A 14,276-nucleotide genomic window follows, 5' to 3' on the forward strand; every position below is an offset into this window, starting at 1 on the left:
ATTAGGAAATTTGTTATGAACTATGTCTTTGTTAGCAAAAAATGCTTGAAATAACTACCAATCGTTCTCAAAGAATCCACTAAGATGTAGCTTGGAAATAAAACTTTTGGGCAATTATTCCATCCATACCACCAGCGCACTTTTAAATTAGAAGGTGATCTAATGCTTATGCAGTAATTGATAAAGCTACGAATGGAAAATTTATCCCGCACTGTTGTCATTCCGGTGGCGGCAACATAGGAAAATACTCGACAACTCTTGCAAACATAAATTGGATAGCCAGCTCTCCGAGCTTTATGGCTAAAATCATAGTCAGCAGCATAGTGCGGCAAGTGCCGCTCATCGTATAATCCTAGTCTTTGAAATATCGACACTGGAAACAACGTACCTCTGCCAGAAGCGTGGCTTACTGCAATGACATTGGGATCATCCTCCAAATGATCCTCCTCAAAACCGACGGCTTTAGCCTGCGCCAGCAACCAGTTCTGCCGGTACCCCACAGAAACCACCTCGCCGTTACTAATATCGTGTATTACTGAAGTTAACACCGCATGCGGGTACTTATTAGCGTATTCGGCAAATTCAGCCAAGTATTCGGGTAGTAATTCGGTATCGTTATTTTGCGTCAACAGGTAGTCACCTGCTGCTGCGTGCTGTAATACGTACTCTACACAACGGTTCATCGCTCCAGTCCACCAAAGACTACTGTCAGCGTTGATGATAACTACATCAGGGTAAGCTTGATTGACCTTAGCCGTTGTACCATCAGAAGAACCGTGATCGCAAATGACTATCTTATAGTCTTGAAATGTCTGAGCGCGCAAAGTGGCTAAACATTTCAAGGTGAACTCGACCCGGTTGAAGACTGGTATACAAACCCATATTTTCATAGCTTTAATTACTTAATATTTAACTAAACGATCTTAAAACTCTTGCTAAGATTATGTAATGGCCTTTCGATTGCGATAAAAAGCAAATAGGCGATAAGAACACAAAAAAACAAGTCCCCAAAATATAAAACGTATTCATTAACATAGCCAAATAATTCGTACCTAGTTACAAACTTTCCATAGGCTGCAATTACTAAAATATGCACTAAATACAATGAATAGGAAACATCTCCAAGTAACAGCGGCAGCTTTAGATCAAATTTTAGTTCTTTATGATACTCAAGCATTATAACGGCAGAAACCAATGCAGCACTTGGCAAACCATAACATAGAACCCTAAACCCTTCATTTAAAAGCACTTGATCAATATTACTATAGTCGGCAATCAAAATGGATAAAATACTACAAAACATCAAAAAATAAGACCACCCCACTGATAATATTAATCTCGCCTTCAGGGCCTTGGCTATGTATATTCCAAATAGAAAATCAATTAAAAGTGGATTAGTAACCTGATAAATAAATTCACTATTAATTCCCGATAATTTTCCACACAACACTGCAAATATAAAATAAAACGAAATGCATTTTGTATGCAGATTTGAAGGCAACAACAAAGACAACCCAAAAATGAAATAAAAGTACATCTCATAGTTGAGAGTCCATCCCACCCCAAGAACCGGCGCAGCCTCATTTGGAATATAAAGGAAAGAAAAAAGTATCTGCTGAAATCCAGGCTTTAACTCTGTTGACCCTGGAAAATATTTGGCAACAACTAAGACAATAATAGTTAATATGTAGTATATTGGGGATATTCTTAAATATCTACGCAGCCAAAAATTAACAATTAATCTAAAAACATCTGCTCGTTGCTGACCATTGGCTGTTATAAACACCATGACAAAGCCACTGATAACAAAAAATAGATCGACCCCCCACAAACCAATATCAAGACCGCTAAAAATCGTAGTAATGTTGTACTTTTCAGTTCTATCCGCTAGATGCCTAAAAACAATTGCAATTGCCGCAACCCCTCTCAAATACTGAATCGAATTAATTTTATCCAAACTATACAGACCTGTAATAAAAATCTATTGTAAAAATTATCCATCAAAAATATCAAAATCAAGTTGTTACTCTATCAACGTAGGAAAATCGGATAAAAATATATTTCTTTATATAAATTGGTATATATATCCCTGCTAATAACAATATTGGCGCCATAAAAATAAACATCCGCCCATCCAATGGCGTAAAAAAAAGAATCACCCCCTTCACCAAGCCAATAGCAATAGTATTCATCAAATAAATACTGTATGTGTATTTACCGTATTGACCAAATAAGGCAACTCGCGAGAGAAAACCGTTCCTCATAGCACTATGCACAGCTAATAAAGATAAAAGACCAATTAAAAACTTTGAATTTGATGCCGACAAATACTCAATTGACAAGAAGCTAGATAAAAACAAAACAATTGCTACAACAAAAAACCTGTCTAGTAACTTCATATAGAAATCATAATACTCAATGACGAATATGCCTATAGAAAAATAAACAAGGTATTCGGCAAATCTATCCATTAAAAACATATGCGATAATGGCAAGAAATGCACAATAGCACTACATATCACTACCAATAATCTGGATTTTAAAGCCATCATTAATAAAGGAATTATTATATAAATCTCCATTAGCACATAAATAAACCAAAGCGATCCACCAGCACTTTCTGATGGGAACACCATCAAGTTGAAAATCTCAATATAAAAACCACCAGGAGCATCATCAACAAACATAATCGAAGACATCGTTATTTTGCCCATATAAATCAACACCCCAAAGGCAATATAACCTATACATAGTTTTTTTATTCTTTTCCCTATGTAATGAATATATTCATCAAAATTCGACACTCCAGGATATGTATACGCAAAAACAAGGCCTGATAGATACATAAAGAATGGCATATGAAATTTATAAATACCCATCTTTAAAAGATCATACCACTCGTTACCCAGAGGGGTTTTGCCTGCTACAATATGACCCAATACAACCAAAAAAATGGCAAAGCCTTTTGCGCGATCTATATCAACAAGCCTTTGTCTAATTGGATTATCTGTTTTCATATAAGAGTTAACGATATTTTTTCTGGCGGTAACCAAGCTTTTCCCAACCTAGTATTAGGTTCCACTCTATTTGCAGTCGTTACATTACCCCTTTTTGCAAGACTAATCGCAATCCCCAAAATGATTCCATGTTCGGCTTGCTGCCCATAAGGTATATAAAATGCCTGCTGCCCAACTAATAACATTATAAACAATGTTACATACACATTACTTTTTACATCTTTTGTTATCAAATAAAGCTTCACTACCGTTAATAAATAAGCGAAAAATAATGCTATAGCACCCAAAAGGCCAACTCGCAATAAAGCCTGAAAATAGAAATTATGCGGAGCATGATCACCACCAGCATAGCCCGTACCAAATGGATCTCCAAAGAGTTGATGAAGAAAACTTTGATGCTCCCAATAGTCGAGAATATGTTCCCAACCTTTTACTCTGTCACCAAAAGTACCAGTAGACAAATTTGTAGCCTTTTCCGCCGAATCAAATACTGAGCTTATTATTTTATCTGCATAACCTAGATACAATACCGGCAACATCAAAATAAAACCGATCACAAAAATAATGCCAAGCTTACCGAAAACTTTAGTGCTTTTTATGCCTGGCAAAAATAAGGCAGAAAGAATGGCCACCCCAGTAGATACCCAAGCGGTGCGATGCTGCAGTACTATTACAGCAATGACAAATAAAGCCATTATGGCCTTTGATGGCTTATCCAAACTTGGCTGAATATACCGGTAAAATAGTATAGTTACTGTTACACCCAATAAATAAGCGTACTCCGCATAAACTACTCTAAACCTTACTCCCGTTGTGTCGGCTGTGCGCCAATCCTGTGCTATTGGAAGATTTGCTAAATCGGCAGCAAAACGAAAGTACACTATACATAGCAAAATTACACACATTAAATACCAATATTTTATAAGCCTGCCTATCATTTCATTCGAATAGTTGAAACTCATAAAATAAAATGTACCTGTCCAATAATAAAAACACGTTCTAAAATCCGCCATAGCAACGGTGCCTAGCATTTTTACTCCGACAGCTAATTGTGAAAACAGGAGCAGACCATAGAAACACCATAATAAGGAAATTAACCTTAGTTGCCTTTTGAAAAAAACCCTATATACAGCGCTAATAAACAAAGGCAAAAATACTACATCATGCGGTAAAACCGATATACCTATTTCCAATGGCTTATTAAATAGCCAGCTATTTACCAAGCTAGCGAGCAGTGTGCATACTATTGCTAACTGGGGCTTTTCTGAAAAGCCATATACAGCATAAATAAAAAATATTAGAGCAGGTAAAATCAAAAATTCCATGTCTTATTAGTCTTATCTTGTATACTGCTTGAAGTAGCTTTCTAAGCCACGCCGAATACCAAAGCGCTCTTCGGCTATCATAGCGTTACCGAGGCATAGTTGACGGGATTTTTCACAGGTTTGACTAAATATATTCCCTAGAGACTTGGCTATAGAATCAGCTTCTGGTTCGCAATAATATAGCCCCTTAAACACTAATTTAAAATCTATAAGACCAGGAACATTGGTTAGTAAAGCAGGTAATCCAACAGAAATTGCTTCGATTGCCGCAATACCAAAGCCTTCATAAGTGGAAGGCATAACGAATAAATCGGCAGATTGCAGATAGATTAATGGATCTGTTTGTAAGCCATAAAAAATTACTCGATTGGCAACCCCCAATTCCGTTGCCAAATCGCGTTCACTGTTATCTTTTTCGATACCTATATGCAAATAAACCCAATCTACTTCTTTGAATTCTGCTAGAGCTCTAATCAGTGACGTGTGGTTTTTAACTATCGAACAGTTACCTACTGTTACAAGTACAAAACTATCGGCAGACAAATTCAGATTAGCCCTAGCCAGCATGCGCTGCATAGGACTAATCTGCTGAAAATGTAGGCTGTTATACCAATTTTGAATAATTGGTATATTTAACCCATAATATTTTTTTTCAGTATCCCGAACGGATTCTGAAATCGCAATATGGGTGACTCCTAGTCGCTCGAGTAGTTGCCGTTGCCATTTGCGAGTCCACCCAAGAAAACCAGTGAATGGGAATGTATTGTGTATGGTTCGTAAAACACGCTTACTGCTCAATAGCGCAATAATTCCTAACCAAAAGTTTGCACGTTCTGTATGCAAATGGATTACGCCGTAATCCTTACTATTAAATAATTTAAAAACTTTCCAGAAAAAAACAGGGCTCTTTTTGAAACTAATGTGATGTAGTGAGTATCCCGCTTTTAACAAATGATCGGCGTAGGGTCCAACCTTACTTCCGGTTGATAGAATTTCGGCATTCATGTCGAAATCGTTTAATAGAGGGGCAGCTGAATATAGCATAGTCTCTGCTCCTGACGGGTTTAGCTCTCCCAGAACATGTAAAACCTTCAATGCCAACTCCCTGCTAATATATCCTGATAAGCTTGCAAATACGCATCGGTGACGACACTAATGTGAAAACATTTTTTAGCGTGCGCTAAGCCCGCCTCACCAACTGCTTGCCGTTCTTCACTATTATTTGCCAATTTCAGCATTTCCGTAGCAATTTCATCTGGGTTAGTCACATCAACTAATATGCCAGCCTTGCCGTTGTTCAGCGTCCAAGGCACTGCTCCGGCGTTTTTACCGGCAATTACGGGTATACCCATTCCCATTGGCTCTATCAAAGCCATTCCTTGTGATTCTTCTAAAGCAGGATGTACTACGATATCCACTTCGTTACACACCCTATGGATGAGTTGTTCATAGGGAATCTGCCCGACAAAGTCTATTCCTTCCTGGAAACCGTGACTTATCGCCCATTGTTCTGCGGGACCGTTGGCACCATGTCCGCCGCCAAACATTAAAAGACGACAATCTGGTCGAGTTTTACGCATCAAGGCGAAAGCCTGGATAGCAGCCTCTCCGTTTTTCCTTCCAGACCAACCAACCAAAATGGTTGCGAAAGTTATAGGCCCATTTATCGGTTTTGAGGGCCTTTGCCGATTAAACAAAGCATCTGGCATCCCGTTGCTAATAACCCTCATTGACCGGAAATAAAACATAAATTTTTTCAAGTGTTCGGCAACGTATGGCGAAACAACCGAAAGGTATTGAGCACGCCAAATTGCTTTACAAGCCATAAAAGTCCTAGCAATGCGATAGGGAATAAAATTAAGTTTTAAGATATTGAATGGAGCGTCATGTGCAGAAATTAAGTGTGGTATGCCACTGGCTTGAGCGGCTAATGCATATTCGTAAGTCCAGTGAGCATGTAATATATCTACTGGCTCCGCTAGCACCGCATTAGTTAGCCATCTGATTTCCAATTTAAAAAAATCCCTTGCGCGCTTTGGGCGAAAAGGTCCGTAATGAATAGTTAATCGTTCACCACGGATTGTAAATTCAGTGTCTATCTCTGGATCCAGTGTAAACAAAACCAAGTTATATCCGCGCCTATAAAGTTCAAGCGCAAGTAAATTTACCGGACTACCCCCTAAGCCTTCGGGATAGGGTTCGACAGTAGCTTGAGGCAATATTTCCTTAAAAGCAGCCGTTTCAATAGGCCCCATTAGTCCGATAGTTTTAATTTCCATCATTTATTCGGTTATGTTGATTGAGTTGAATATCAGGTCATACATCAAAGATGGCTCTCAACCATACTTCAGAAAGCGCTTTCTCGGAAAAACATGAAACAAATCGCTCTCTAGCTTTTAACGACTGTTTTTGCCTAATTAATTCATTTTCCAAAATATGACACAGCTTTTCTGCTGCATCGTCAATGTCATCCAGCGGCCAAAAGTAGCCTTGTTCACCATCCATGAAAACTTCTGGAATTCCACCGACTGGAGGAGCTAGTATCGGCAAGCCGTGTGACAATGCTTCTAAAAAGGTAATTCCAAAGTTTTCCATGAGAGCCCCATGCACGTATACTCTATGTCCGGACATGTATTCAGCCGCATTGGCCTTAAACCCTAAAAAGGTCACGCTTTCAGATAGATTTAGTTCAGCAGTCAACTTTTCTAGCATATTCCGGTCAGGGCCGTCACCTATGATTGTGAGCCTGTAACGATGACCTTTTGCATGGGCTCTTGCTAGTACTCGTAACACAAATGCTTGATTTTTGCGTGTTTCAAGGGTGCCCACGCAAATTAAGTCGCCTTTGATCGCGGGATTTTGAATTCGGAGCTCATCCTGAATAAAATTCGGAATAACCGCTTGCTTTACAGCTCTCAGTGCCGGAAGTCTTTCATTAACTTGGACTTGCATAAACTGTGATACGAAGATGATCTTATCCAGTTTTGGCAGGGTGAAACAATCAATGCTGCTAAAGTGACGATACAGCGGACCGTTTTCTTTAGTCAGTCCTTTTGTCATAGCTTCTTGCGCTTCGGAAATATTGAAATGCACAACACTCACAACCCTAAGCCGTTTATCACCAAGATTTAGTGCTGCCCTACTACTCAAAGGATCTTGAGCATAAATTACGTTTTCTTTGTCGTCGCTACAAAGCGTCCATTTTAGCTGATACCTCAGCAAATAATAATGCGACCAACGGTTCCAGATAACGAACCATTCTTTACTAAAAATTTTGATCAGTCTGGCAACTAAGCCTAACGATTTTCTAACAAAAGATAATTTAGAAGAATAAGGGTGCAATAGCACAGTTTCTATTCCTAACTTTTCCGCTTCACGCACAATAGCTCTAAAGTGGGATTGCACACCAGTTTCACCCTCGGGAGGCATTAGTGTAACAACAATCAATCTGCGACTTTGGCTCATGTTGATAGCCCAGTCAGCTTGAAAAGCTTTTTAGGAAGCTTGTCTTCGATGGACAAAAGAAACTCTTTAAATCTTCCACGTATAATAAGCTTTCTAAATAAAAATATTAATAAAGGGTAAACAAATATGCACACCAAAACAATCACACTAAGTCGAATTTGTTTGGAATAGTTTTCTAATATAGACAATTGCCCTAGATACCAACAAAGGGAATATAGCAGCGCGGCAATTACCCAAGGCATGGTTAGAATACTGAATAGGCGAATTGGCGAGTCATCTATGGCTCTTAAAGTAGCAATAACTAACAATAATAAACGTATAGCGTATGAGAGCACAATTACCCAAGCAACAGTCAATACTGAATATTGAGCCGCGATTATTAAACTGGGCACGCTAAAAAACAATGTTATTAATTGCGCCTTTAGCTCAATGGTAGGTAAACCTATAGCGCTTAATAGCGGACCAGACATAGATAGCGTCGCATTCACAGCTAACGCCAAACAAAGGGGCGTCATTAGAGGAATTGCAGCACCCCACTTGTCACCGTATAAGACGGAAACAATTAAATCGGGTACAGCAGCCATGGCCCCATATACTGGAAAGAAAATTAGGGCCATAAGGCTTGTCGACGCAATGTACGTAGTTCGCAAAATAATAAAATTAGTTTGGGATTTCGCATAAGCACTAAATAAAACCGATTGCATGCTAGACGTCACTGCATACATTGGCATATTGACCAGATTAAAAGCACGATTATAGACACCAAGAACTGAGGTTTCAAAATTACGACCGATAATAGCGGTATCGAGATTACTTATACACCAGCTTGTAATGTTGTTAATAGTAATTGCAGCCCCAAAGCGAAGAAATCGGCACTTGGAGGGACTAACCATAGGAAATATTGGATGGCGACTATTAAAATAAGTTAGCAAAGAATTAATACTCACTTGGCTTAGCTGGGCAGCCACCAAGCTCCATACTCCGTAACCTAGATATGCAAGTGGCAAGCCCAAACCCAAATAACCTACACAGTAAGAAATTATTCCGATAATTTGGATTTTTTTGAATTCTAACTTGCGCCTGATTAGTGCATTGGCAGTTTGCCCGAGCGCTTGAATGACAAATGATAAAGCCATAACCATGATAACGGGCGTAGCTTTAGGATCATTAAAAAATATCGCGAGGAATGGTGCCAAGCCAGCAACGACCCCACTTATCAGGGCTCCTATAAGCAATTGGGAAGAAAATACGCTACGAATATCTTGGGGAGAAATATCCTGGCTTTGAATTAATGCCGACCCTAAACCGCCCTCTGCGAATAGGTTGCCAAGGCTTTGCACAAACAAAGCTATTGCAACTAATCCAAAGGGTTCTGGTCCCAAGACCCGAGCTAAAACTATGCCTATAGAAAACTGTAACGTTAATGAAATTAATCGACCAAAATAACTCCACTTCAATGCAGAAATGCTTTTACTAGCTAAACTTTGCCCTACCTGTGCTGGTTTTACACCCATAATTTAACGACATCCACTTTATATATTTTAGCGAGTTTTAGCGCACAAAGCTTATTCTGCACTAATCTGCCTAGAACTATTTACCACCAATATAATTCTATTTAGCATCATTATTACAAACATTGCCCCTCCTACATCTGCAACTAAATCAGCCAATTCACCAGCTCGCTCCGGTACAGTTATTTGATACCCTTCTTCAAACACTCCAGCCAATGTTGCGAGCAACAAAGGAGTAGAAAATAGGGGTAAGTTAGCTCTTTCGGACCAGTAAAACCATGCACCGCATATAAATACTGTCAATATTCCAAATGCAATAAAGTGAGCAAGTTTGTCAAGCCCGTGTACTTCGCTCATAATTTCAGCCGGCGGTTGTGAAGACTCTATAAATAGTAAGCATATCCAAGCGATACTTAAAAGTATGAATAGCATTGATAGTTTTCGATTCACTTTAGAGTCAGCCATTTGTTAGTTAATTCGAGTTATAAAAAGCGCGTTGGCAGCGCTCGCCAACTAAATAAATTTTTCTACAGCCCAAACACCTAAGGTACAGTATATTTGAGATAGCTCTAAGCACTTAGATTGACTAATCGTATTACGGAAATTCCCCAAAAAAAAGCAAGTCACTGATGACTTACAAGCCATTCAAATTTTCGACACGAAGTACCACTTGATTAATTACATGAATACACAAATTTTCACATTTTTAACTCTTTGATGACTTGATATTTAATAGCGGAGAAATTAATACCCTCTTGTTTATTCATAATGGAATAGTTGTTTGTTCCGCAACACACTTAAACGGCTGCTCATCTTTCCCCACTACCAGGACAAACACTAACTTGCTGCGCTCCAAACACGTCAGCAGCGATGCTTTTTTAAGATGTCGGCTTATTGTTGCGTTGATCGGATGGTTTATGTCCATATGTTGCGGTGCCATATATTGGCCGCAGATGCCTTTGATGCATTTTTTTGCCGCCACACTCCAGCTATCGATTTCTGTTGGGCGTTCCTAAAGTCTATTAATAGGTCCGCTTAAAAAATTAACAACTCTTTTCTCCATCAATGTTAAATGCCGCTCAGTTAAAAACCAGTAGGTGTAGCCTTATTTACATTGCTACCAAAAAACGTGGAATAAACTCGACCCTACAGCATATTAACTCTTAACTTAATATTATTACCTCTATACCCGAAGTACATAAAAGAGAAACTTGATATTAGGGAATAAAAACAAGTCATGCACTTTAGTAAACTGTGAACAAGTTGGCTCCGCATAACCTCAGGCTTGACAGATTTAGCACTAGCGGAAGTAATAGCATACTACTCTGGGAAGTCATTCGAAGGACTTATCAGAGCTTCACTATTTAATTCGCCCGTCCCCTCTCCCACAAGGAGAGGGGGGTTACTTAATAAGCCTGCTGCCCCACAAACCCTTTAAAAATAGTCAATATCACAATCTTTAAATCTAAAATGACTGACCACTGGCGTATATATTCCAGGTCGTGATGAATCCGTCTTTCCATTTTGTCGATGGTTTCGGTTTCTCCGCGGCAACCGCTGATTTGCGCCAAACCGGTGATGCCGGGTTTCATTTTGTGCCGCAGCATATAGCCTTGGATCTGTTTGCGGTAGTATTCATTGTGAGCCACCGCATGGGGCCGTGGGCCGACCACGGACATGGTGCCGCTCAGTACGTTTAGAAACTGCGGCAATTCATCTAACGAGGTACGCCGCAAAAAGCTGCCTAGCGGCGTCACCCGGCTGTCGTTGGCGGTGGCTTGTTTGATGCTGTCGCCATTTTCGCACACCGACATCGACCGAAATTTCCACACTTCAATCTGCTCACCCTTCACGCCATAACGCATCTGTTTAAAAATGACCGGCCCCGGCGAGGTAAGCTTGATCGCAATGGCGATGATCAGCATCGGGATAGCGATAATCGGCAAAATGATCGCACACAGCAACAGATCCTCAAGGCGTTTGGCGAAGCCATCCAGTGACGAGTTTAAGGGCGTATCGAAGACGCTGACCACCGGGATGCCCTTTACGCTGCTGAGCTTGGATTGCATCAGGTTAAATGTAAAAAAGTCCGGGACTATATTTACCGACACCGTACTATCAGCCAATTCTCGGATCAGTTGGTTGATCCGCTTTTCCGCTCGCAACGGCAAGGTAATGTAGATATGATCGATTTCTCCGCGCTGCGCTCTTTCCAGCAGCTCTTTAAAGTCGCCAACGATGACATCGACCATGTCTTCATCCTGCCTGCGCTGCTTGTTCTCGATGCGGTCGTCAAAAAAACCAACAAAGCTATAGCCCAGCCAAGGCATTTCAGTCAGCGCGGCATTTAGGCGTTTGCCTAGTGAATTGCCGCCCAAAATCGCGTAGTTACGGGTGTTAAGGCCGTGCATCCGCAAATAAGACAATGTCGAGCGGCGCAGCGAGTGCAGCATGATGATGCTGAGCGGCGCCAGCGGCAGCCACAATTCCAAGACTTGCCGCGAATATTCAAAGCCAAGGTCAAATACGAAAAAACTGCTGGCAATCAGTGCAAAGGCCACTATCCACGATAATAATATCCGCACGGCGTCGTCAAACAGGGGATCACCGCGCCAGCCGTGATAGATCTCTTGATGCTCGGCAAAAATACCGAACAGCACGGTACAGACAATAAATAAGCCCAGGTATTCACGGTCGAACGGCTCGCCATAGATGTGTAGCGAGACATATAGCGTGATAAAAATCAACGCGGTGTCCATTGCCCGCTTAATGCTCTGTAATTCCGGCTGTAGCGGCCTGATAAATCCTTTTGGGCGAAACTGATTCATATCAAATATACTGGTTAGCTTAATGAGTTGATCATTTGCCTGCCTGATTATAGGACTTTAAGCCAAGATTATTTCAGCTTAATGAAAGTTTAATGCTACACCGGCGGTGGCATGTAATCCGTTCAGTGCCTACAAGTTTTTAATGCATGCCGCTTCTTAGTGACATCGCAGGCGCAACAATTGTTAATTAAACACCAACTGAAAAATCAACGTTGCTTGTAAACCACTTTAGCAGGTCTTGCCAAGCTCACCAATAAAAACGCTACCCTTAACCCAGTAAACAGACTATTTCATAATCCTTATGACAGAATCTTTCATATCAAATAAAGCCATTCCAGTCCGCGACCGTCTGATCATGGCGCTGGATGTTTCCAGCATTGCAGAAGCGCAAGCTTTGGTTGAAGAACTAGGTGAAGCTGTGATTTTTTACAAAGTGGGCATGGAGCTATTCATGTCGGGTGATTATTTCGGATTTATCGAATGGCTGAAGGCCCGTGACAAAAAAGTGTTTGTCGATCTTAAATTCTTCGACATTCCAGCCACGGTGGGCAGGGCAATTAAAGCGCTGAGTAACAAAGGCGTGGATCTGGCCACTATCCACGGCAACGATTCCATTATGGAAGCAGCGGCAGCAGCGAAAGGCGACTTAAAAGTGCTGGCAGTTACCGCATTAACCAGCCTGGATCGCGGCGATTTGGACGATTTGGGCTTTCAATGCGATGTGCGCGAGTTGGTGTTGTCCCGCGCTAAGCGGGCGTTGCAAATTGGTTGCGACGGTATCGTCTCATCAGGCCTGGAAGTAGCAATGATTAGGCAACAACTGGGCGAAAAGCTGCTGGTAATCACTCCCGGTATCCGGCCGGTGGATAACCGCGAAAACGATGATCAAAAACGCGCTGTCAGTGTCGAGCAAGCGATTCAAAACGGCGCGGATTACATAGTAGTGGGCAGGCCTATCCGCGACGCGACTGATCGCCGGGCGATGGCGGAAAAAATCCAGGGACAGATTGCGGCGCAGTTTGCTTGAGTATTTGCGCCAAAGCTTTCTGGAATTTTATTCTCGGTATTTTTGCTTGAAGGGCAAAAAATTAAATTTGCCGGGGCTTTTAACTCCCCTCACCCCAGCCCTCTCCCAAGGGGAGAGGGGGAATACCGGTATTTTTGTTAGCTAGACTAAATTAGGATCGCCTCATCTAGCTCGGAAATATAACTCCCTCTCCCCCCGGGAGAGGGCAGGGGTGAGGGAATCCAAAAAAGGCTTTTGCAATGAAAGATTTGGCCCGTTCATTACGCAAAAATCAAACCGACGCAGAACGAGTGATTTGGCAACAGCTGAGTAATCGGCAATTGTTGGGCTGTAAATTTCGTAGACAACAGGTTATCGGCCCATTTATCGTTGATTTTGTTTGCTTGGAACCCAAGTTGGTAATTGAAGTTGATGGAGGGCAGCATGCCGAGCAACAAGAATACGATCAAAACAGAAGCCATTATTTACAGCGGCTGGGGTATCGGGTGCTGCGATTTTGGAATCATGAGGTTTTACAAAACAGGCTTGCCGTAATGGAAGTAATTCGTCTGGCTGTAATTGAGTTAAGAGAACCTGTAAAAACCTAGCCCCCTCTTAAAGAAGACTGGGATCAGGGAATTAAAATAGTTGATCCCCTCACCCTAGCCCTCTCCCGGAGGGAGAGGGGATGCTCCAACCTATTCGCTTTGGCCTGGAGAAGTAATAACGTCAATTCACCCCCTCTCCTGCTGGACGACTGCATGGATGCAGGATATAGGGCAACGCTGGGAGTAATTGCCGAGGGTTGCGGTGAGAAGAAAAAATCAATTAACTGCCGCCCTTCACCCAAACCCAATACCATTAAGTTAAAAACGACCAACCCCTCCTCCCTCCGGGAGAAGATTGGGATGAGGGTATCAAATAAATCTTTTGCCGTATTTATTCCCGCTAACCTTCTCCTGCTGGGGAAGGGAATGTTTCCCTAAACTTAATGACGCTGCATCCTAACCTTACCCCGTAAGTAAAGGGAATGCCCCCTCTCCTGCTGGAGAGGGTTGGGGTGAGGAGAATAAAATCAATTAACTACAGGCCCTCCCACGGAGGAAGTGGGTATTTGTTGAGCC

At 41.4% G+C, this 14,276-nt stretch carries 12 protein-coding genes; 2 read left to right on the forward strand and 10 right to left on the reverse strand.

All coding sequences use genetic code 11. From position 1 onward, the window contains the following. Window positions 1–20: 20 nt before the first annotated feature. The 10 genes from ACWAU0_RS05610 to ACWAU0_RS05655 form a co-directional block, all read right to left on the reverse strand. Window positions 21–890: a glycosyltransferase family 2 protein gene (locus tag ACWAU0_RS05610; RefSeq protein WP_458138584.1), complete on the reverse strand. Its 870-nt coding sequence runs from the start codon at window positions 888–890 to the stop codon at window positions 21–23. A 23-nt stretch (window positions 891–913) separates the two neighbouring features. Then, complete coding sequence (locus ACWAU0_RS05615) at window positions 914–1,957, reverse strand: acyltransferase family protein (protein WP_458138586.1); 1,044 nt, start codon at window positions 1,955–1,957, stop codon at window positions 914–916. 58 nt (window positions 1,958–2,015) lie between these two features. After that, window positions 2,016–3,017, reverse strand: a complete 1,002-nt coding sequence (locus tag ACWAU0_RS05620; RefSeq protein ID WP_458138587.1) for an acyltransferase family protein — start codon at window positions 3,015–3,017, stop codon at window positions 2,016–2,018. Beyond that, on the reverse strand, window positions 3,014–4,342 hold the full coding sequence (locus tag ACWAU0_RS05625) for an O-antigen ligase family protein (protein ID WP_458138589.1): 1,329 nt from the start codon (window positions 4,340–4,342) through the stop codon (window positions 3,014–3,016). The genes ACWAU0_RS05620 and ACWAU0_RS05625 overlap by 4 nt, the downstream gene beginning before the upstream one ends. A gap of 12 nt (window positions 4,343–4,354) precedes the next feature. After that, window positions 4,355–5,443, reverse strand: coding sequence for a glycosyltransferase (locus ACWAU0_RS05630; RefSeq protein WP_458138590.1), 1,089 nt, complete (start codon window positions 5,441–5,443; stop codon window positions 4,355–4,357). Beyond that, complete coding sequence (locus ACWAU0_RS05635) at window positions 5,434–6,624, reverse strand: glycosyltransferase family 4 protein (protein ID WP_458138592.1); 1,191 nt, start codon at window positions 6,622–6,624, stop codon at window positions 5,434–5,436. Before ACWAU0_RS05635 ends, ACWAU0_RS05630 begins: the two co-directional genes overlap by 10 nt. 34 nt (window positions 6,625–6,658) lie before the next feature. Next, entirely contained in the window at window positions 6,659–7,807 is a 1,149-nt protein-coding gene (locus ACWAU0_RS05640) for a glycosyltransferase family 4 protein (RefSeq protein WP_458138594.1), read from the reverse strand. Next, window positions 7,804–9,321 (reverse strand): lipopolysaccharide biosynthesis protein, encoded by a 1,518-nt coding sequence (locus ACWAU0_RS05645; RefSeq protein WP_458138595.1) that lies wholly within the window; start codon window positions 9,319–9,321, stop codon window positions 7,804–7,806. Before ACWAU0_RS05645 ends, ACWAU0_RS05640 begins: the two co-directional genes overlap by 4 nt. Before the next feature lie 51 nt (window positions 9,322–9,372). Continuing rightward, entirely contained in the window at window positions 9,373–9,783 is a 411-nt protein-coding gene (locus tag ACWAU0_RS05650) for a VanZ family protein (RefSeq protein ID WP_458138596.1), read from the reverse strand. A gap of 941 nt (window positions 9,784–10,724) precedes the next feature. Continuing rightward, window positions 10,725–12,146 carry an undecaprenyl-phosphate glucose phosphotransferase gene (locus ACWAU0_RS05655; protein WP_458138598.1) on the reverse strand — a complete coding sequence of 474 codons (1,422 nt, stop codon included), beginning with the start codon at window positions 12,144–12,146 and terminating at the stop codon, window positions 10,725–10,727. Between the two features lie 301 nt (window positions 12,147–12,447). Between ACWAU0_RS05655 and pyrF the strand changes: the two genes are divergently transcribed. Both pyrF and ACWAU0_RS05665 read left to right on the forward strand, forming a co-directional pair. Next, window positions 12,448–13,173 (forward strand): orotidine-5'-phosphate decarboxylase, encoded by a 726-nt coding sequence (gene pyrF, locus ACWAU0_RS05660; protein WP_458138599.1) that lies wholly within the window; start codon window positions 12,448–12,450, stop codon window positions 13,171–13,173. A 239-nt stretch (window positions 13,174–13,412) separates the two neighbouring features. After that, complete coding sequence (locus tag ACWAU0_RS05665) at window positions 13,413–13,760, forward strand: endonuclease domain-containing protein (protein ID WP_033158208.1); 348 nt, start codon at window positions 13,413–13,415, stop codon at window positions 13,758–13,760. Window positions 13,761–14,276: the final 516 nt, after the last annotated feature.

This window comes from Methylomonas sp. Uni0009 (assembly GCF_054188105.3).